This is a genomic window from Streptosporangium nanhuense, assembly GCF_059358815.1.
In genome coordinates this window covers 19,185-39,520 of sequence record NZ_JCADBG010000004.1, presented here as the reverse complement: position 1 = coordinate 39,520, position 20,336 = coordinate 19,185, and the positions used below count along the sequence as shown (strand labels likewise).

Sequence of the window (20,336 nt, the reverse complement as noted above, 5' to 3'; positions counted from 1 at the left end):
GGGAGAGCCGAAGATCTCGCCGTCCTTTACGAATTCCCTGTCTTCGACGCGGCCTTCGCCTTCCGCGAGGCACCCGTCTTCGACGGCTTCCCGTCCGAGCCGTGGGAGGCCTCGGGGGTGGAGTGCCCGAGCGGGATCGCCTGGTTGCGGACCACGTCCAGCTGGACGGTCTGGCGGGGCACCAGCAGGTCCAGCAACCAGCTTCCCGCGATGCGCGCCCGGTTGCGCGGGATGGACAGCAGGTGGTAACCCCGGGCGACCGCCTTGGCCAGGATGCCCGACAGCGGCACGCCCAGCGGGTTCGCGGCGGCGCCGGTCCCGCCCAGGTCGACGACGAACCCCAGGTCGCTGTGCTTGTACGGCAGGAGCTGCCCGTGGCCGTAGGAGGCGGCGATGTTGCGGGCCGCGCGCTTGCCCTGGCGGGTGGCGTGCTGGGCGGTCATCGCCGTGTACTCGCCCGGCCGGGTGAGGTCGGGAACGGCGGCCGCGTCGCCGCAGGCGAAGATCTCCGGGTGGCCGGGGACCCTCAGGTACTCGTCGACGAGCAGGCGCCCCTTCTCGGTCGGCAGCCCCAGGGACTCCACCATCGGGTCGGGGCGCACCCCGACGCACCAGATCAGGGACCTGGTGGTCACGAACTCCCCGTCGGAGAGCTTGACCCCCTCCGCCGTCGCCTCGGCCACGCTCGTACCGGTGCGGATCTCCATGCCCCGCTCGGAGAGCGTCCGGTGCGCGGTCCGGGACAGGCGCTCGTCCAGCTCGGGGAGGATGCGCGGGGCGATGTCGGCGAGGATCCAGCGCACCGGCTGGTCGCGCAGCCCCGGCCGCCGCCCGCGGATGTCGAGCGTGAGCAGCTGGCCCTGCGCCGCGACCTCGGTGCCGGTGTACCCGGCGCCCACGACCACGAACGTGCACCTGGCCTTACGCTCCTCGGGGTCGTCGGACGCGTCGGCGAGCTCGATCTGGCGGATCAGGTGATCGCGCAGGTAGAGGGCCTCGGCGATGCTGCGGAAGCCGTGGGCGTACTCGGCGACGCCGGGCACGGGGAGCAGTTTGTTGACGCTGCCGACCGCGACCACCAGGCGGTCGTAGCCCAGCTCGCGGTGGTTGCCCTCGGTGTCGGTGCACTTCACGCGGCGCGCCTCGATGTCGACGGTGTCCACCGTGGCGAGCAGGTGCCGCACTCCGGGCTGGTTGCCCGCCAGCGGGACCGCGACCTTGCGGGGGTCGAGGATGCCCGCCGCGACCTCCGGCAGCAGGGGCAGGTAGAGGAAGTAGTCGGTCGGATTGATCAGGACGATCTCGATCGCCCCTTTCGCGATCCGGGAGAGGGTGCGGACCGCGGTGAAACCCGCGAACCCTCCTCCGATCACGACGACTCGTTGTCGCTGGGCCATGAGGTTGCTCCTTTCTGCACTCCGTTTCCAGCGGAGTGCCCTGTCTGCCCCCGGGTCAAGCACGACGCGCCGTCCGATGTTGCCCGGACGGCGTGTACGGGCCGGGCCGGACCCGTGCCGTCGGGCGGTGGGGCGGGCGGGAGCGGGAAGGCGGACAAGAGGGATTAATCGCCAGGTCATCGCGCGGGCAAGATGACGGCGCGGGCGAGTGGGAGCCGCTTTCCCTGGGGATGGCCGGGGGAAGGCGGCGGGAATCGGATGCCGCGCCACTTCGGGAACGGACCGGTTCGTGGGATAGGCCGGTTCGGGAGCGGGCCGGTTCGGGGGAACGTGCGGGTCCGGGGGCGGGCCGGTTCGGGAGCGGGCCGGTTCGGGGAACGTGCGGGTCCGGGGGCGGGCCGGTTCGAGGGGGGTGGGTCGTGACGACCTTCGAGCAGTCACGCGAGGAGCCGCTGACCTCACCGCTGGCACCGCGCGGGAAGGCGCCGGGCTCGATCGTCGTACGCTGGCTCACGAGCACGGACCACAAGGTCATCGGCTACATGTACCTGATCACCGCGTTCGTCTTCTTCATGTTCGCCGGGCTGATGGCGATGGTCATCCGGGCGGAGCTCGCCTACCCCGAGATGCAACTGGTGTCCCGGGAGCAGTACAACCAGCTGTTCACCATGCACGGCACCCTCATGCTGCTGCTGTTCGCCACGCCGCTGTTCGCCGGGTTCGCCAACGTGGTCATGCCGCTGCAGATCGGGGCGCCCGACGTGGCGTTCCCCCGGCTCAACATGGTGAGCTTCTGGCTCTTTCTGTTCGGCGGGATCATCGCGAGCTTCGGCTTCTTCACCAGCGGGGGCGCCGCCGACTTCGGCTGGACGGGGTATCCGCCGCTCTCCACCGGGGCCTACTCCCCGCAGCTGGGCAGCGACCTGTGGATCGTGGGGCTGACGATGTCCGGGCTCGGCACGATCCTGGGGGCGGTGAACTTCATCACCACGATCATCTGCATGCGGGCTCCCGGAATGACGATGTTCCGCATGCCGATCTTCACCTGGAACACGCTGCTGACCGCCGTCCTGGTGCTGATGGCCTTCCCGGTGCTGGCCGCCGCGCTGCTCGCCCTGCTGGCCGACCGGAGGTTCGGCGCCCAGATCTTCGAGGCGCGGACCGGGGGAGCGCTGCTCTGGCAGCACCTGTTCTGGTTCTTCGGCCATCCGGAGGTCTACGTCATCGCGCTGCCGTTCTTCGGCATCATCACCGAGGTGATCCCCGTCTTCAGCCGCAAGCCGCTGTTCGGCTACATCGGCCTGGTCGGCGCGACGATCGCCATCGCGGGCCTGTCGATGACGGTGTGGGCGCACCACATGTTCGCCACCGGCCAGGTGCTGCTGCCGTTCTTCTCCTTCATGTCGTTCCTGATCGCGATCCCGACCGGGGTGAAGTTCTTCAACTGGGTCGGCACCATGTGGCGCGGGCACCTGTCGTTCCAGACGCCGATGCTGTTCGCGTTCGGCTTCCTGGTGACGTTCCTGTTCGGCGGGCTGACCGGGGTGATCCTGGCCTCGCCGCCGCTGGACTTCCACGTGACCGACTCCTACTTCGTGGTCGGGCACTTCCACTACGTGGTCTTCGGCACCGTGGTGTTCGCGATGTTCGCGGGCTTCTACTTCTGGTGGCCGAAGATGACGGGCAAGATGCTGAACGAGAAGCTGGGCAAGTGGCACTTCTGGACGCTGTTCATCGGTTTCCACGCCACCTTCTTCGTCCATCACCTGCTGGGCGCCGAGGGCATGCCGCGCCGCTACGCCGACTACAGCGGGGTCGACGGTTTCACCGACCTCAACGTGATCTCCTCGGTCGGGGCCTTCCTGCTGGGCGCCTCCACGCTGCCGTTCATCTACAACCTCTGGTACACCGCCCGCCACGCTCCGCGCGTGACGGTGGACGACCCGTGGGGCTTCGGCAACTCGCTGGAGTGGGCCACCTCCTGCCCGCCGCCCCGGCACAACTTCACCTCCATCCCGAACATCCGCTCGGAGCGGCCGGCCTTCGACCTGCACCACCCGAGGGTGGGGACGCAGCCGCGCCAGCTCGACCCGACCTCCGGGCTCAAGGAGGAGATCTGACTCCGCCCGCGCCGAGCCCTCCCGCGGCCGGCGGTGCCGCGGAAGGGTGGGTCAGCCGAAGAGGCCGGTCTCGCGGCCGTCCTCGCCGGGCGGGCCCGGCTCTCCCGCCAGCAGCGTGTAGTACTCCACGCCCAGCGCGGGCTGCCCCACGTTGTCGGAGAGCGCGAAGAACGAGCCGTCCACGCTCAGCTGGGTGCGGTGCGCGCGCAGCGCGGTGATCTTGGCGCCCAGGTGGGCCCTCGCGTCGACCCGCGTCGTCACCCGCTCGCCGGGGACGCCGAAGCCGAACTCCTCGACGGAGCCGACCCGCTTGAACGGCCCGGTGCCCACCGCCCGCTCCAGCTCCTCCAGCGGCATGGCGGTGACGTAGAAGCGGGAGGGCCGCCACGGCTCGCCCTCGCCGAAGGCCGGGTCGGGGGCCTTCTCGAACGCCCGCCACGCCACCCGGTGGGCCTGGATGTGGTCGGGATGGCCGTAGTAGCCGTTGTCGTCGTAGGTGACGACGACCTGGGGCCTGACCTCCCTGATCACGCGGACCAGCTCCCCGGCGGCCTCGTCGAGGTCGGCGCGGAAGAAGCAGCCGGGGTGGTCGTTGGACGGCGAGCCCATCATGCCGGAGTCGCGCCAGCGTCCGGCCCCGCCGAGGAAGCGGTGGTCGTCCACGCCGAGGGCCGCGCACGCCACCGCCAGCTCCCCCTCGCGGTACGGGCCCAGCCGGTTCTCCCGCCCGGCGGCGAGGTGGCCCAGCTCGGGCGGGACCACGTCACCCTCCTCGCCCAGGGTGCACGTCACCAGGCAGACGTGCGCGCCCTCGGCGACGTACCTCGCCATCGTGGCGCCCGTCCCGATGGACTCGTCGTCGGGATGGGCGTGGACGAGGAGAATGCGACGGTCGTACGGCATGGCTCCGCTCGGCCCTCTCTGTTTCCGTGGTGATGGCCCCGCGTTTCCGAGGTGACGGTCCCGCCGGGTTCCGAGGTGACGGTCCCGCCGGGTTCCGCGGTGGCGGTCCCGCCGGGGCCGTGGTGACGGTCCCGCCGGGTTCCGTGGTGGCCGTCCCGCCGGGGCCCGCCACCGGGCCTCCGGCGGGGGTCACCGCGCGTCGACGTACCCGCTCGCGGCGGCCCGGATCCCGGCCTGGAACCGGCTCACCGCGCTCAGGTTCTGCAGCAGCGCGCCGATGTGGCGGCGGCAGGTGCGCACGGACATCCCCAGCCTGCGGGCGACGGCCTCGTCGGTGAAGCCCTGGGCCAGCAAGGTGACGATGGCGTGCTGTATCTCGTCCGTCGCGCCCTGGTAGCCCAGGTCGGTGGCGGAGTAGGGGGTCGCGGAGTTCCACAGGTGCTCGAAGACCTCCGACAGGAACCCGACGACGGACAGGTCGCGTGCGGCGACCGCCCCCGGCGCCGCACCCTCCTCGCCCGGCCGGGACATGAAGGCGATCTCCCCGTCGAAGATCACGAGATGGTTGGGCAGCTGGGGCGTGGTGCGCACGCTTGCACCGGCCGCGATGAGCTTCTTGATGTGCCCCCTGGTGGGCAGGTCGGCGCGGGCGCTGTGCTGGTAGAGCATCCGCAGCCGCACCCCCCGCTCCAGCATGGCGAGGTTGCGCGTCAGCGTGTCGTCGAGGTCGGCCCAGGAGGGCGCGTTCGGCTCGACGCTCAGCATCTCGCGCTCGCACGCCTCCGCCGCCATGTGCAGCGATCCGCGCACGGCCGCGCCGTCGGGCAGCGACTCCACCGGGTTCGCCGGTTTCCTGGTGCGCTGCACCTCGTCGTATCCGTGCATCAGGGAGTGCATCTGCGTGCGGATACCGGTGATGAGGTCGCGCCGGTGGTGGATCTCCGTCTCCATCGGCGATATCAGCGAGGCGGCGGCGATCTCCGGGTTCACCGGCACGAGGTTGGTCAGATGTCCCGGCTCCGGCCGGAGCAGGTGCAGGCGGGTCAGCCGTTCTATCGCGTCCTCGACGGTGCGGGGGTCGAGGCCGAGTTCTTCGGCGACGTCGCGGGCCTTACCGACATGGCCCCGGTGAAGTGCCCTGAAGTAGACGGAGGCGGTGTCCTCGTCCAGGGCACGTAGTTGGTCAGATAGTCCACCCACAAGCCTTATCCCCCTTGCGGCTATTCTTGCCAGAGTGTGCCAGAAAATTGCACAACATTGCTAGATAGTTGTGAGGAACTGTCTGGATGGCTTTCCGGATTGCCGCCGGAGGGAGGCCGGTCAGGAAAAGCCGCCACCGGGCCTCTTCCGAGGGCCGCGAACGTAACCGCACACCAGGGCGCTGGCACCATCGGGGTGGCCAATTGTTGCCAATGTCCTGCGCCGTGACGTCGGCGTCAACAGGTTGACGACGCCGCGGGCGAGAGTGTCTGATCATTCACAGTTCGCGACCGGCGCGTCTCGCCGGATCGCGACGACCACACCCGGCCCCCCGTGATCCCACGGCGGCCGGGCACGACTTCCGGATTCCGTCCCGGGAGAACGGCGGGGGCGCCGCGTGCGGCAGCCGTACCTCGCCGGACTCCTCCATGCCTCCGCCGAGATCCTGTACGGCGCGGTCACCCGGGAGGCGGGACGGCTCGCGCCGCGCCGCCCGAGAACCCGGCACCGGTGCCGGGGTTCCGGTCGCCGGAGATTCCCAGCCGCGGGAGCGGAGAACGACGCGCCCCGGGCGAATGCTCAAGCGGAGGTGAATGCCCGTGCCGCGACGCCTTCCCCTTCCCCGGAGGATCGCGACCGTCAGCGTCCTTACTTCCCCGTTCGCCCAGCCGGGCGGGGGCGACGCCGGGGGGCTCAACGTCTACATCGTCGAGGTCGCCCGGCGGATGGCGGCGCTGGGCGTCGAGGTGGACGTCTTCACGCGCGCCGACGCCCCGGGCGCGCCGCCGCTGGCCGAGCTCGCCCCGGGCGTGCTGGTCAGGCACCTGGCCGCGGGACCGCCCAGGGAACTCGACAAGAACGACCTTCCCGCCACCCTCGGCCCGTTCACCGCCGAGATGCTGCGCGCGGGAGCCGGCCGGGGACCGGGCGGCGGGTACGACCTCGTACACGCCCACCACTGGCTGGCCGGACGGGTGGGGGCGGCCGTCAAGGCGCGCTGGGGCGTTCCCCTCGTGCAGTCCATGCACTCGCTCGGCGCGGTGAAGAACGCGTCGCTCGCGGCGGGCGACGAGCCCGAGCCCGCCGGGCGCATCGCGGGGGAGACGGAGGTGGTGGCCGCCGCCGACCGGCTCGTCGCCAACACCGTGCAGGAGGCCGACCAGCTGGTCACGCTGTACGGGGCCGACCCGGCCAGGGTGCGGACCGTCAACCCCGGCGTCGACCTGTCCCTGTTCCGGCCGGGCTCGCGGGCCGAGGCCCGGCGCGCGCTCGGCCTTCCCCCGGACGCCGTCGTGCTGCTGTTCGCCGGGAGGGTGCAGCCCCTCAAGGCGCCGGACGTCCTGCTGCACGCCGCGGCCGGGATGATCCGCCGCACCCCCGGCCTCGCCGGGCGCCTCGTCGTGGCGATCGTGGGCGGGCCCAGCGGAGCCGGTTGGGGCCGCCCGGACCACCTGGGCAAGCTCGCCGCCACGCTCGGCCTCACCGGTCAGGTACGGCTGGAGCCGCCCTGCCCGCAGCCCAGGCTCGCCGACTGGTACCGGGCGGCGACCGCCGTCGTGGTGCCCTCCCACGCCGAGACGTTCGGCCTGGTGGCCGTCGAGGCCCAGGCGTGCGGCACCCCCGTGGTCGCCGCGGCCGTCGGCGGCCTGCGCACCGCGGTGCGGGACGGGGTCTCCGGCGTGCTCGTGGACGGGCACGACCCGGCCGCGTACGCCCGCGTGCTCGGCGACCTCGTGGCCGCGCCCCGCCTGCTGCGGGCGCTCGGCGCGGGCGCGCTCGCCCACGCGTCCCGGTTCGGCTGGGACCAGGCCGTCGACAGGCTGACGGAGGTGTACGCCGACGCCGCCCGGATGGCGGCACCGTCCAGGTGACGGGCGTGGCGGGGCGTGGCGGGTTCGTCGTCGGTGTGAGCGGATGCGGCGGGGTGCGTCGTCCAGGGGCCGGCACGGTGGAGGGCGTCGCTCAGGTGGCGGGACCGACGAGCCGGTCGCGGGCGGCGACCAGGTCGGCCTCGCCGAGCCCGGCGGCGCGCAGGTAGGACTCGACGTCGAGCGACTCGACCGTGGCCATGACGACCTCGCGGGCCGTGGTGTTCGCGCGGTCGAGCGCCGCCCGGATCCGGGGACTCTCGTCGGCCTCGCCGAGCTTGACGAAGAGGGGCCGCAGCCGTTCGGTGCTCAGCTCGTAGTCGGCGGCGATGTCGGCGGCCGGCACGCCCGCGAGGGCGAGCATCAGCAGGGTGACGAGCCCGGTGCGGTCGCGGCCCGCCATGCAGTGCACGACGACCCCGCCGGGCTCGGCGCGGGCGATCGCCGATATCGCGGCGGCGCACCGCTCCGCCTTCCGCTCCAGGAAGGGCCGGTAGTACAGGGGGGTGCCGTACAGGCCGGTGAGCCCGGCCCAGAACTCGGTGTCCCCCCGGTCGTCCAGCGGCACGCGCACCGTGGTCAGACCGGCGGGACGGCTCACCGCGCCGCCCCGCCAGTCGCCGTCGTTGCGCAGGTCGACGACCGTGCGGACGCCGTGGTCCGCGAGCGCCCGCCATCCGGCCGGGCTGAGGCGCTCTGGGGCGTCGGAGCGGACGAGGGCGCCCCAGAGCGTCTCGCGTCCGTCGGCGGTGCGCATGCCGCCCAGGTCGCGGACGTTGTGGCAGCCGTCCCAGTCGAGGTGCCGGTCGCGGGCGGCGGCGTCTGCGGAGACCGCCGGTCCTCGGTGATCTCGGTCGTCACGTTGAGCGTCCATCTGGGGGCCTCCCGGTGTCTCGTCGTGCCACCGCCGCGTTCACGGCGGCCGTTCCCTGTCAGGCCGTCCTGGGTCAGGTCCTCCCCGGTCAGGTCCCCGGTCAGGTCGCCGGGCCCGCGACGCCGAGTTCCGGAGGGCTTCCCGCGCACCCCGACGCGGCCCAGACCATCAGGTCATCGATGTACAGGAGCATGTCCTCCGCGGTCTCCCCCCAGCCGGTCGCGTCACTCCACTGGAGGCTGAACACGGCGCCCGCGGGACGGTGCAGGACGGTCATCATGTAGCGGGCGCCCAGCGGGCGGGGCGGGGAGAAGGTGACGGTCCGGTCGTCCCCGTCGCCGGGGAACCCGTCGTCGCCCGCGGGCCACAGCGTGTTGAGGTCGTCGGCGACCCCCTCGTCCATGTAGCTGAACCGGGGGTAGGCCACCCCGGTCTTGTACAGGTCGCCGAGGATCTCCTCGCACATCCGTTCCGTGGCGTACGGATCGGCGTTGGCGAACCGGTGGCCGGACAACTGCTGGGCGGCGCAGTCCGCCAGCGCCCCGCGGTACGCGGCCCCCGGCGAGTCGGCGGACGCAGCGGGCGCAGCGGACCCGGAGGACCCGGTGGACACGGCGGGCAGGAGCACGGGCATCGTCATGGTGGCCTTGCGCACCGACCGTCCCGCCCCGGCGGAGAAGCGGTTCGCCGAGATCGCGAAGATGCCGGCCCGCGGCGAGCGCTCCACCGCGCAGACGGCGGCGCCGAAGGCGAGCAGGAAGGCCGCGGAGGGGGAGACGCCCGTCGCCCGCGCTATGGCCCCCGCCGCCCGTCCCGCGCGGCGGGACGCCAGCCAGCAGGAGCGGAACTCCCCCTGATCGGACTCGCCGGGAGGCCCGAGGGGGGCTCGCGAGGGCGCGAGGGGCACGTGGCCGTCGAGCGCCTTGCCGATCTCGCCCAGCCGCCGCTCCCAGTACCCCAGGGCCCGCCGCTGGTAGGCCAGCCCGGCGGGGGAGGTCTCGGAGAGCGCGACGTCGATCGGCTGCTCGGCGGCGGGGCCGGATCCGAACGGCTCGCGGCCCGCCGCCCGCGCGCGCAGCGCGTGGTCGAGGTCGTCGCAGAGGACCCGCATCCCCCAGGGGTCGATCGCGACGTGGTCGACGACGAGGTCGATCCGGCGCACGCGCCCACCGGCCGCGTCCAGGACGGCCCTGACGGGCCACTGCTCGCCGATCCTGAAGCAGGTGCGCCGCCACGGGGTGTCGAACCGCCGCCTGAAGGACGCGTCGTCCTCCATCACCTGGATCACCTCGTCCAGCCGGTCGTCGACCGGGCAGACGTACTGGAGGCTGTCCTCGCGACCCGCGCGGCGGACCAGCGACCGCAGCCCCTCGTGCCGGGCGAGGACGTCGCGTACCGCCGAGGCGACCTGGGCGACGGGCAGGTTCCGTCCTGGTACGGCGGCGCAGATGTTGTCCTCGTAGGAGGTGTCGGTGTCGGTGGGGATCCACTGGACCCACTCATGCTGGGCCCAGGTGAGCGGCCCCTCGCGTACCACCCTCGCGTCCGGAGACCAGCCGGGTCCGGTCAACAGCGCCCCCGCCTTCGAATGTTCGGAAACCTCTCCCGGGGCCGGAGTCCGATCGGCGATCCGGACGCGGCGGCGAGCGGGGGGAGAGAACGTGGTGGGCGAACGCCCGGACCGTGTCCGGCGCGATCCGGCGAGCCGCGTGATCCGCCCCTGGAGCCGCTCGCCGACAACGAATCAGACACTCACGGCGGGGGCGTGGTCAACCTCCCGCCTCGCGCCTTCGTGGTGTGGGCACCGGCAACTAGTGCCGGGCAACTTGATGTCAGCGGCACGTCCGGCACGGCGCGGACGCTCCGGAGCGAAGTCAGCGCCTTCTTCGAAGGCGATATGGGCATTCAAGGCTAAATGTCTACTCCTTGCGGATTTATGTTTTTCTCTGACAGTCTTTTGTCGTGATTATGAGGGATCTCCTTTCGGGCTCGCGATCCGCCAGCAGGGAGGCCGTCGCGAGAACGGTTCCCTCGCCTCTCCGGCGGGAGGCCTAGATATGGGCATGCTCGCGCGGGACGGGATCGCTCCCCGCTCCGACGGCGTCCGCGAGTCGCCGCTCTCGTTCGGCCAGGAGCGCATGTGGTTCCTCGACCGGCTGGAGCGGGCCGGCGGCGGCGGCGCCCACAACATCTTCATCGCCGAACGGCTCGGGGGGCCGCTCGACCCGGACGCCCTGGAGCGGGCGCTCGCCGGGATCGTGGCCAGGCACGAGATCCTGCGGACCCGCTTTCCCGGCAGGGACGGCGCTCCCGTCCAGGTCGTCGACGAGCCCCGCCCGCCCGGCGACGAGCCGTACCTGAAGCTGCTGGACCTGTCGGATCTTCCCGAGGCGGAACGTGAGGCGCGGAGCGCGCGGCTCGTCCGGGAGCAGATCGAGCGGCGGTTCGACCTGGCGGGCGAGCCGCCGCTCAGGGCAGGCCTGTTGCGCCTGTCCGAGCGGGATCACACGATCTACGTCGTGTTCCACCACATCGCCGTGGACGGCTGGTCGGTCGGCGTGTTCGCGCGCGAGCTGGCCACGCTGTACGGGGCGTTCCTGGCCGGTGAGCGGCCGGAGCTCGCGCCGCTGCCGATCCAGTACGCGGACTTCGCGCTGTGGCAGCGCGAGCGTCCGGACGGCCCGGCCGACGAGCAGCTCGACCACTGGCGGCGAAGGCTGGCCGACCCGCCGACGCTGGAGCTCCCGACGGACCGGCCGCGTCCCGCGGTCAGGACCGCCGACGGCGCCCGCGCCCTGCTCAGGCTCCCCGCCGAGCTGGCCGACGGCGTCGACGGGCTCGCCCGGCGCACGCGCACCACGCCGTTCATGGTGCTGCTCGCGGTGTACCTGGTCCTGCTGTCACGCCGCTCCGGCCAGGAGGACGTCTGCGTCGGCACGCCGATCGCCGGGCGGGACAGGGACGAGCTGGAGCCGCTCGTCGGGCTCTTCCTCAACACGCTGGTGATCCGCGGGGACCTGTCGGGCGACCCGACCTTCGGGGAACTGCTCGTCAGGGTCCGCCGCGCGGCCCTGGCGGCGTACACCAACGCGGCCCTGCCCTTCGACCGGCTGGTGAGCGAGCTGAACGTCCCCAGGGACCTCAGCCGCACGCCCCTCTTCCAGGCCCAGCTCGTCCTGCACGACTTCCACGGCACCGCGCTGACCCTGCCCGGCGTCACCGCGGAACCGGTCGACATGGGCGACGCGAGATCGGCGATGTTCGACCTGTCGCTGGAGTTCGGGAGACGGGACGGAGACCTCGAACTCTCCCTCGTCTACAGCACAGCCCTGTTCGACCACGGCACGGCCGAGCGCATGGCCGAGCACGTCGCGGCCATGCTGCGCAGGGCCGTCGAGGACCCCGGCACGCGCCTGTCGGAGCTGGGGCTCCCCCCGGAGGCCGAACGCGAGCTGACCCTCACCACCTGGAACGACACCGCCGTCCCGCGCCCGGAGACCACCCTCCACGACCTGGTCGCGGGCGAGCCGGGGGCGGTCGCGGCCACGTGCGGGGGGCGGAGCCTGACGTACGCGGAACTGGAGACGCGCGTCAACCGGCTGGCCAACCGGTTGCGGCGCGAGGGCGTGCGGCCCGGTGCCGTCGTGGCCGTGTGCGCCACCCGCTCGCTGGAGACGCTGGTCGCGCTGCTGGCCGTGATGCGGGCGGGCGGCGCCTACCTGCCCCTCGACCCGGACTACCCCGCCGAGCGCCTCGCCTTCGTGCTGCGCGACTCGGGCGCGGAACTGCTCCTCACCGAGGAGCGCGTGCGTGGACGGCTTCCGGAGGGGGCCGCCCGGGTCCTGCTCGTAGAGGACCCCCTGGCGTTCGCCGGTGAACCCGGCACGCCCCCCGCGCCGCTCGCGACGCCGGACGACCTCGCGTACGTGATCTACACGTCGGGCTCGACGGGCCGCCCCAAGGGGGTCGCGATCGAGCACCGCGCCGTGGTCAACCTGCTGCTGGCCATGAAGGACCTGCTCGGCTCCGGGCCCGGCCACGTCTGGCTGGCGCTCACCTCCCTGTCGTTCGACATCTCCGTACTGGAGTTCTTCCTCCCGCTGGTCAGCGGCGCCCGGGTGGTCGTCGCGGGCGGCGGGGAGGCGTCGGACGCGCTCGCGCTGGTGAGGCTCGCCGCCGCGCACGGCGTGACGCACGTCCAGGCCACGCCGTCGGGCTGGCGGGCGCTCCTCGACGCGGGGTTCGACGGGCCGAGGGTGACCGCCCTGGCCGGGGGCGAGGCGCTGCCGCCCGCCCTCGCCCGCGCGCTGCGAGGGCGCGTACAGGCGATGTGGAACGTGTACGGGCCCACCGAGACGACGATCTGGTCCACCCGCGAGCCGGTACCCGCCGAGCCCGGGGCGGTGGCGATCGGCAGGCCGCTGGACAACACCCGTGTCCACGTGCTCGACGAGAGGCTCGACCCGGTGCCCGTCGGGGTGGTCGGCGAGCTGTTCATCGCGGGGACGGGACTGGCGCGGGGCTACCTGAACCGGCCGGGCCTGACCGCCGAGCGCTTCCTGCCCGACCCGTCCGGGCCCCCGGGATCGCGCCTGTACCGGACCGGCGACCGGGTGAGATGGCTGGCGGACGGGCGGCTGGAGTTCCTCGGCCGGGCCGACGGCCAGGTGAAGCTGCGGGGCCACCGCATCGAGCTGGGCGAGGTCGAGGCCGCCCTGGAGACCCATCCCGGGGTCTCCCGCGCGGTCGCCGCGATCGTCGACGACACCCTGGTGGCGTACGTGGTCGGGGTCGCACCCGTCACCCCCGAGGACCGTGAAGCCGGAGCCGAAGCCGGAGCTGGAGCCGAAGCCGGAGCCGGCACCGAGGCGGGAGACGAGGCCGGCACCGGAGACATCGCGGAGGCCGCGGAGGCCGCGGAGGCCTCGGACCGCGCGGAACCGTCGGAGCCCTCCGACCTCGCGGGGCTCCAGGAGCACGTCGCGCGGTCGCTGCCCGCGATCATGGTGCCCGCGGTCGTGGTGCCGTTGCCCGCGCTGCCCCTCACCCCGAACGGCAAGGTCGACCGCAAGGCGCTTCCCGCGCCGGGCAGGCCGTCCGCCGGGCACGGCCGGCCGCCGGAGACCCACCTGGAACGGCGGGTGGCCGAGATCTTCGCCGAGGTGCTGGGCGTGGCCGTCGACCGGCTCGGCGCCGACGACGACTTCTTCGGCCTGGGCGGGCACTCGCTGCTCGCGGTCAAGGTCACCGCGCGGATCGCGGCGCTGCTCGGCGTGGAGGTACCCATCAGGGAGCTGTTCGTCCGGCCGACGATCGCCGGGTTCGCCGAGACCGTCGACGCCGCCGTGTCCGGCCCCGCGGACGACCGCGACGGCCGTGCCACCCCGTTGCGCCCGCGCCCCGACGGTGCGCCGGCCCCGCTCTCGCCCTCGCAGGAGCGGCTATGGCTCATGCACCGGCTCGATCCGGACGACGCGGCGTACAACATGTTCACCGTCTGGCGCCTGCGCGGCGATCTCGACATCGCCGCGCTGGAGCATGCTCTCCGGGACCTGGCGGCGCGGCACGAGACCCTGCGCACCCGCTACCCGGAGGTGGACGGCGGGCCGGTCGCGATCACCGACCCCGCGACCGGCCCGCTGATCGAGCACATCGACCTCTCCGGCCCGGAGACGGCGGGCGGTGTACGGGGGGAGCGGCCCGCCGGAGGGGAGAGCGGCGAGGGGATCGCGGGACTCGCCGGACTCCCTGGAATCGCGGAAAGGGAACGGGAGGCGCGGCGGCTGGTCGCGGAGCGGACCAACGCCCCCTTCGACCTCACCGGCCCGCCCCCGCTGCGGGTCAGCCTGCTGCGCCTGGCAGAGCACGACCACGTGCTCTGCGTCATCCTCCACCACATCGCGGGCGACGGCTGGTCGCTCAACGTCCTGGCCGACGACCTGGCCGCCCTGTACGCCGCGCACAGGGACGGGACCGAGCACGGCCTCGCCGAGCCGCCGGTGACGTACGGGGACATCGCCTTCTGGCAGCGGGGCCACGACGACGGGGCGGCGCTCGGCTACTGGCGCGAGCGGCTCGCCGACCCCCCGGTGCTGGAGCTGCCGCTCGACCACCCCCGCCCGCCGGTCTCCTCCCACCGCGGGGGGTCCCACGCCTTCCGCCTGCCACCCGACCTCGCCGCGCGGCTGGAGGAGGTGGCCCAGGAGTGCGGGGCGACCCTCTTCATGGTGCTGCTCGCCGCGTACCAGGTGCTCCTGGCCCGCCACACCGGCCAGGACGACATCATGGTCGGCTCCTCCTACGCGGGACGTGACCGCGTCGAGCTGGAGCCGGTCGTCGGCTATCTCGCCAGCACCCTGGTCCTGCGGGGCGACCTGTCGGGAGACCCCTCCTTCACCGACCTCGTGGGCCGTACGCGGACGATCCTGCTGGAGGCGATGGCCTACCAGGAGGTGCCGTTCGAGAAGCTCGTGACGGAGCTGGACGTGGAGCGCGGCCTGAGCCGCACGCCGCTCTTTCGGACCATGGCCATCCTGCACAGCCAGGACGACGGCACACGGGACTCCTTCGCCGACCTGGCCCTGGAGTTCTTCGACGCCGGGTACCGGCAGGCCAAGTTCGACCTCATGCTGGAGATGTGGCGCGACGACGACGGGCTCTTCCTGGCGCTCGGCTACGACGCGGAGCTGTTCGAGGCCGAGACCGTCGCCCGCCTCGCGGGCAGGTTCGCCGTCCTGTGCCGCGCGGTCGCCGCCGACCCCCGCCGGGCCCTCTCCGCGCTGCCGTTGCGCACCGGCGAGGACGATGCCCGGCTGCGCGTCCACGAGGAGGCGGCGGCACACGTCCCGGGCCCCCTCGTGCCGGACCTCGTCGCGGCGGCGACCGCCTCGCACGCGGACGCGACCGCGGTGGGCTGCGGCGACGAGACGCTGACCTACGCGGGCCTGGAGCTCCGCGTCGCCTCGCTGGCCGCCCTGCTCCGGCGCCACGGCGTCGTACGGGAGACGGTCGTCGCGGTCCTGGCCGACCGGTCGATCGACGTCGTCGCGGCGCTGCTCGCCGTGTGGCGCGCCGGGGGCGCCTACCTGCCCGTCGACCCCGAACTCCCGGCGGAACGGGTCGGGGCGATCCTGTCCGGCAGCGGAGCGGCCCTCCTGCTGGCGGCCCGGCCGCTACCGGTGGACATCCCGGTGCTGCTCCTGGACGACCTGGAGCCCGGGGAGCCGCGGGAGGCCGCGCGTCCCGCCGGCGGGGACGACGCCGCGTACGTGATCTACACCTCGGGGTCCACCGGGCAGCCCAAGGGCGTGGTGGTGGAGCACCGGGCCCTGGCCGACCGGGTGGCCTGGATGCGGGAGGCGTACGGGCTGGGGCCGGGAGACCGCGTGGTCCAGTTCGCCGCGATCGGCTTCGACGCGCACGCGGAGGAGATCTATCCCGCGCTGGCCTCGGGGGCGGCCCTCGAACTCCTGCCGGGCGGCGCGGTCACCCTTCCCGAGGTGCTCGCCGGACCCCGGGGGCGAGAGGTGACCGTGCTGGACCTGCCGACCGCCTACTGGCACCGGCTGGTCGACCAGATCGACGAGGTGGCCTGGCCGGAACGGCTGCGGCTCGTCATCCTCGGCGGCGAGCAGGTGCACGCGGAGGCCGTGGCCCGCTGGCGGGAGCGGTTCGGCGACCGGGTCAGGCTGGTCAACACCTACGGGCCCACCGAGGCCACGATCATCGCCACCGCGGCCGACCTCGGCCCCGCCGACACCGGGGCACGCCCGCCGATCGGCCGCCCGATCGGCGGCACCCGGGCGGTCGTCGCCGACCCGCGCGGCCACCGCACACCGTCCGGCGCCCCGGGAGACTCACAGGGCACGCCGCCCGGCGTCTCCGGGCACCCGGACCGTACGCCGCACGGCGCCCCGGGAGAGGCGCTCCGCCGGGTGCCGCCCGGTGTCGCCGGTGAGCTGCTCCTCGGCGGTGCGGGGCTCGCCAGGGGCTACCTCGGCCGTCCGGACCTGACCGCCGAGCGCTTCCTCGACGATCCGGAGGCGGGACGGCTCTACCGCACCGGGGACCTGGTCCGGTGGCGCGCGGACGGCATGCTGGAGTTCCTGGGCCGCGTCGACGACCAGATGAAGGTCCGCGGGTTCAGGATCGAGCCCGCCGAGATCGAGGGGCGCCTCCTCACCGACCCCGGCGTGCGGCAGGCGGCGGTGATCGCCCGCGAGGACAGGCTGGTCGCCTACGTCGCGGGTCCGGCCGACCCGGCGGAGCTGCGGCGCGACCTCGCCGCGGCGCTCCCGCCGTACATGGTTCCCGACGTCTGGGTGACCCTGGACGAGCTGCCGGTGACCACCGGAGGGAAGATCGACCGCCGCGCGCTCCCCGCGCCCGACCTCGGCCTCGGCGAGGAGCGGGCCTTCGTGGAGCCGAGGGACGACGCCGAGATCCTCGTGGCGGGCGTCTGGCAGGAGGTGCTGGGGGTCGGCAAGGTCGGCGCGCTCGACGACTTCTTCGCGCTGGGCGGCCACTCGCTGCTCGCCGTGCGCGTCGGCTCCCGCCTGCGCACGGTCGCCGGGATCGACGTCCCCGTCCGCGAGCTCTTCAGGAGCCGCACGGTGGCCGACCTCGCGGCCGTGGTGGAACGGATCCTCATGGAGGAGCTGTCCGCGCTGACGGACGAGGAGGTCGCCCGGATGCTCGGCACGGACGGCTCCTGACCACCTCACCCCTTTCCCCTCCGCCCCCACGAAGGGCGGCGGCCCGGGGAAGGACCCGACGCCCTCCCGGGACCGGAACCCGGGGATCTCCCACTGGAGGTACGAATGAGTCACCCAGACGTCACCGGTCCGGCGGGTCCGGCGGGTCCGGCCGACCCGGTGGAGCCCGCCGGTCCCGCGGGCCCCGCGGGTCCGGCCGGGCAGACCGCGCTGGCCGAGCGGCCCGAGCCCGAGGGGGCGGCGGGGGAGGGCGCTCCCCTTTCCGGGGACTCCCTGCGGGTGTGGCTGGCCGGGGCCCTGTCGACGGCGTGTGACGGGGAGATCTCCGCCCGGGAGATCCTCGGCTCCGACACCTCGTTCGTCGCCATGGGGGTCAGCTCGATCGCCACGATCCGCCTGGTCGACGCCATCGAGGCGGAGCTGGACATCATGATCGACTTCGGCGGCGACAGCTGGTTCCTCCAGGACCTGGACTCCCTGACCGCCTATCTGGACGGCCTCACCCGCTCCTGAGGGGACCACCGTCGAAGGGCCCTCGTCAGGGGTGGCCCGCGCGGCCGAGGGCGATCCTGGTGGTCTCCTCGGGGTACGGCGACAGGCGCACGGCGTCGGCGGGGGACAGGGAGCCCGCGGTCACCCGCTCGCAGAGACGGGCCAGAGCGGAGATCTCCGCGTGCTGGGCGACGACGAACGCGCGGCCGACCGGGTCGCCGTGCCCGGGAACGACGACCGCGCCACCGGGACCGGAGGCGAGGGCGGGGGCGGGGGCGGAGTCGGGGCCAAGGCCGGGACCGGAGGGGGGAGCGGGCACAGGACCAGGGGCCGTGCCGTGCCCGGAGAGGGCCGCGCGGCCGGACCCGCCGCCGAGCGGGTCGAGCGAGTCGAGCGGGTCGAGCAGGTCGAGCAGGTCGAGCAGCGCGGCGACCGTGGCGGGCCATTCGAGGGGGTAGGCGTCCTCGTAGGCGGGTGGCGCGCCGTTCTCCACCAGGTCCCCGGCGAAGGTCACCCCGGCGTCCGGCACGTGGACGACCAGGTCGTTGCCGGAGTGGCCGCGGCCGAGGTGGGCCAGGACGATCGGGCGGCCCCCGACGACCAGCCGTGCCCGGTCGGTCACGAGGTGGTCCGGCGGCACGATCTCGGTCCTCGCGATGTCGTCGGCGACGTCCGCGCGCCCCAGGTCCCGGTAGTAGCGTGTCCACTCGTCCCTGGCCCGCTCGCCGTTCTCCACCAGGTCGGCGCGGCAGCCCTCGTGCGCCCAGACGGGGCGGCCGAGGAAGGGGCGGGTGCCGAAGCTGTGGTCGAAGTGCGAGTGGGTGATCGCCACCGTCCACGGGTCGCGGGTGATCCGCCTGACCTCCGCGAGCAGTTCCGCCCCCTGCCGCTCGTCTCCCCGGGTGTCGACCACCAGGCAGCCGCCGTCGCCCACGACCAGCCCCACCGACAGGTCCAGCTCGGCGTACCGCCGCACCAGCACCCGGTCCGCGACCTCGACCCATCGACCTTCCACGGGCCGTATTCTCCCCGATCACCGGGGCAGGCGGACGGCCTGCGGTTCACCGCTTGGGGTGCACGGCCTCCCGGACGACCTCGGCCAGGGCGGTGATCAGGGAGGAGTGCCGGGCGCTCTCCCAGGCCATCACGACCGTGCTCGGCGGGGCGTCGGCGACCGGGACGTAGACGACGTCGGACCGCGGGAACAGGAAGTTGATCGAGGGCGGGAGGAACGCCACACCGCGCCTCACCCGGACGTACTCCACGATCTCCTCGATGTCGTGCACGGCGGGCCCGGAGCGGGGCCGGGTCCCGTCGGGGCGCGGGTCGATCCTCCAGAAGGCGTTCCACGCCGGGTCGGCGTCGGCGTAGTGCAGGAGGGGCTCGTCGGCGATGTCGTCGACGCTCAGCGAGGTCTTGGCCGCCAGGGGGTGGTCGGCCGGCAGCAGGACGGTGAACGGCTCGGTGTACAGGAACATCGTGCTCAGCCCGTCGCAGATCAGGGGGAGCCGGACGAGGCCGGCGTCGACGCGGCCGTCGAGCAGTGCCTCGCTGCGGTCCTTCGAGTGCAGGCGTTTGATGTGGACGGTCACGTCGGGGCGGCGTTCGGCGAAGCGTCGCAGGGCCGGAGCGGTGTCTATGCCGAGCATGAACCCGAGGTTCAGGTGGTGCCCGGTCTCGCCGGCGCGGCGCGCTCTGTCCCGGGCCGCGTGGCTGGCGGCGAGCAGCCGCCCCGCGTCACTCAGGAGCTGTTCGCCCGCGGGGGTGAGGGTGACCTCCCGGCTGGTACGGACGAGGAGCGCGACGCCCACGTCATGTTCCAGCTGCCTGATCTGCCGGGAGAGCGCGGGTTGTGTGATGTGCAGCGCATCGGCCGCCCGGCCGAAGTGCAGCCGCTCCGCCACCGCGACGAAGTAGCGCAGTTTGCGCAGATCGAGATCCATTCGAGCACCGCTCCCGCCAGGCCTTGTCCATCGATGCCTGGAGGGCATCGATGACGTCGGAACAAGCCTTGGACGTATGACGAAACTTGATGAAAGATTGGTCCAAACGGTTACATGCAGCCCGATGACCAGCCGAAATTCGTATCAAGCCTGACCTGTGCCACCCCTTTCTCCGGGGCCCGTCGCGCGTCGACGCGGTGAACGCTCCGCCGCCGATCGAGCTCGGCGCTCCCCGGGGCGGCCCGGTGGAAGTCACCGGAGTCATCGCACGTGGACCCGGCTCTCCGGCCTCGACTCGCTGCCCGGCCCCTACCCCTTCGCCCGCCGCCCAACCGTCCCGGCCGCGAGACCGAGGGGGCGTCGCCCCCGGTCAGGGCGCTGTCCGGCCGGAGATCGGCTCCGGCGGACACCACGACCACGCGGTCGCAATCATCAGGATCGGCTATGGAAGGAGATGTTCGTGAAGAAGGGCGACCTCGCTCGGGTGATCGCGCTCATCGGTACGAGCGTCGTGCTGGCGATCGGCCTGAGCGTGCTGCTCGCACCGAGGTGCGCGGCCGGGACCGCCGGCGGTGCCACGCGGGACCCGACGCCGGTCGCGGTCAACCACTGTGACTTCCCGACTTCCGTACGCCCCGGCAGCACGTACGTCATGAGCCAGGGCAACTGCTACGGCTGCCTGTACGAAGAGGTCAGCGCTCACGCCAGCCACCCCGGGCGCGACTACTACTGCGTCTACAACCCCGGCAGCGACCTGAACGACCTGTACTACGCACCGAAGGCGTAGGTGAAGGACGCCTGTGACGTGGGAGCGCGGCCGTCGCC

12 protein-coding genes are annotated in these 20,336 nt (G+C 73.2%); 5 read left to right on the top strand and 7 right to left on the bottom strand.

What is annotated here, in order from left to right; genetic code table 11:
- Positions 1 to 26: 26 nt before the first annotated feature.
- Positions 27 to 1,397 carry an NAD(P)/FAD-dependent oxidoreductase gene (locus AC5L38_RS10095; RefSeq protein WP_495242490.1) on the bottom strand — a complete coding sequence of 457 codons (1,371 nt, stop codon included), beginning with the start codon at positions 1,395 to 1,397 and terminating at the stop codon, positions 27 to 29.
- A 452-nt stretch (positions 1,398 to 1,849) separates the two neighbouring features.
- Here AC5L38_RS10095 and ctaD point away from each other — a divergent pair, with 452 nt between their 5' ends.
- A complete protein-coding gene (gene ctaD, locus AC5L38_RS10090) occupies positions 1,850 to 3,517 on the top strand; it encodes an aa3-type cytochrome oxidase subunit I (protein WP_495242784.1) in 1,668 nt (555 codons plus the stop codon).
- 51 nt (positions 3,518 to 3,568) lie between these two features.
- On the opposite strand, the gene mshB is transcribed toward ctaD, so the two are convergent.
- Together mshB and AC5L38_RS10080 are read right to left on the bottom strand one after the other, a co-directional pair.
- Entirely contained in the window at positions 3,569 to 4,420 is an 852-nt protein-coding gene (gene mshB, locus AC5L38_RS10085) for an N-acetyl-1-D-myo-inositol-2-amino-2-deoxy-alpha-D-glucopyranoside deacetylase (protein ID WP_495242489.1), read from the bottom strand.
- A 189-nt stretch (positions 4,421 to 4,609) separates the two neighbouring features.
- On the bottom strand, positions 4,610 to 5,620 hold the full coding sequence (locus AC5L38_RS10080) for a hypothetical protein (protein WP_495242488.1): 1,011 nt from the start codon (positions 5,618 to 5,620) through the stop codon (positions 4,610 to 4,612).
- Between the two features lie 593 nt (positions 5,621 to 6,213).
- On the opposite strand from AC5L38_RS10080, the gene mshA reads away from it, so the two are divergent.
- Positions 6,214 to 7,491 carry a D-inositol-3-phosphate glycosyltransferase gene (gene mshA / locus AC5L38_RS10075; RefSeq protein WP_495242487.1) on the top strand — a complete coding sequence of 426 codons (1,278 nt, stop codon included), beginning with the start codon at positions 6,214 to 6,216 and terminating at the stop codon, positions 7,489 to 7,491.
- A gap of 91 nt (positions 7,492 to 7,582) precedes the next feature.
- Here mshA and AC5L38_RS10070 read toward each other — a convergent pair whose 3' ends face one another.
- Together AC5L38_RS10070 and AC5L38_RS10065 are read right to left on the bottom strand one after the other, a co-directional pair.
- Positions 7,583 to 8,362, bottom strand: coding sequence for a tyrosine-protein phosphatase (locus tag AC5L38_RS10070; RefSeq protein WP_495242486.1), 780 nt, complete (start codon positions 8,360 to 8,362; stop codon positions 7,583 to 7,585).
- 100 nt (positions 8,363 to 8,462) lie between these two features.
- Positions 8,463 to 9,932, bottom strand: coding sequence for a hypothetical protein (locus AC5L38_RS10065; protein WP_495242485.1), 1,470 nt, complete (start codon positions 9,930 to 9,932; stop codon positions 8,463 to 8,465).
- Positions 9,933 to 10,419: 487 nt separating this feature from the next.
- Here AC5L38_RS10065 and AC5L38_RS10060 point away from each other — a divergent pair, with 487 nt between their 5' ends.
- Both AC5L38_RS10060 and AC5L38_RS10055 read left to right on the top strand, forming a co-directional pair.
- Entirely contained in the window at positions 10,420 to 17,076 is a 6,657-nt protein-coding gene (locus tag AC5L38_RS10060; protein ID WP_495242484.1) for an amino acid adenylation domain-containing protein, read from the top strand.
- A gap of 105 nt (positions 17,077 to 17,181) precedes the next feature.
- A complete protein-coding gene (locus tag AC5L38_RS10055) occupies positions 17,182 to 17,589 on the top strand; it encodes an acyl carrier protein (RefSeq protein WP_495242483.1) in 408 nt (135 codons plus the stop codon).
- Between the two features lie 25 nt (positions 17,590 to 17,614).
- On the opposite strand, the gene AC5L38_RS10050 is transcribed toward AC5L38_RS10055, so the two are convergent.
- Both AC5L38_RS10050 and AC5L38_RS10045 read right to left on the bottom strand, forming a co-directional pair.
- Positions 17,615 to 18,583 carry an MBL fold metallo-hydrolase gene (locus AC5L38_RS10050; protein ID WP_495242482.1) on the bottom strand — a complete coding sequence of 323 codons (969 nt, stop codon included), beginning with the start codon at positions 18,581 to 18,583 and terminating at the stop codon, positions 17,615 to 17,617.
- Positions 18,584 to 18,629: 46 nt separating this feature from the next.
- Positions 18,630 to 19,511 carry a LysR family transcriptional regulator gene (locus tag AC5L38_RS10045; RefSeq protein WP_495242481.1) on the bottom strand — a complete coding sequence of 294 codons (882 nt, stop codon included), beginning with the start codon at positions 19,509 to 19,511 and terminating at the stop codon, positions 18,630 to 18,632.
- A gap of 460 nt (positions 19,512 to 19,971) precedes the next feature.
- On the opposite strand from AC5L38_RS10045, the gene AC5L38_RS10040 reads away from it, so the two are divergent.
- Positions 19,972 to 20,298: a hypothetical protein gene (locus AC5L38_RS10040; protein WP_495242480.1), complete on the top strand. Its 327-nt coding sequence runs from the start codon at positions 19,972 to 19,974 to the stop codon at positions 20,296 to 20,298.
- The last annotated feature ends 38 nt before the right edge of the window (positions 20,299 to 20,336 follow it).

Excerpts from the sequence above, each read along its gene's own strand:
- AC5L38_RS10055 (WP_495242483.1), top strand. The coding sequence starts at position 17,182 with ATGAGTCACCCAGACGTCACCGGTCCGGCGGGTCCGGCGGGTCCGGCC.
- AC5L38_RS10070 (WP_495242486.1), bottom strand. The coding sequence starts at position 8,362 with ATGGACGCTCAACGTGACGACCGAGATCACCGAGGACCGGCGGTCTCC.
- AC5L38_RS10045 (WP_495242481.1), bottom strand. The coding sequence starts at position 19,511 with ATGGATCTCGATCTGCGCAAACTGCGCTACTTCGTCGCGGTGGCGGAG.
- AC5L38_RS10060 (WP_495242484.1), top strand. The coding sequence starts at position 10,420 with ATGGGCATGCTCGCGCGGGACGGGATCGCTCCCCGCTCCGACGGCGTC.
- mshB (WP_495242489.1), bottom strand. The coding sequence starts at position 4,420 with ATGCCGTACGACCGTCGCATTCTCCTCGTCCACGCCCATCCCGACGAC.
- AC5L38_RS10095 (WP_495242490.1), bottom strand. The coding sequence starts at position 1,397 with ATGGCCCAGCGACAACGAGTCGTCGTGATCGGAGGAGGGTTCGCGGGT.
- mshA (WP_495242487.1), top strand. The coding sequence starts at position 6,214 with ATGCCCGTGCCGCGACGCCTTCCCCTTCCCCGGAGGATCGCGACCGTC.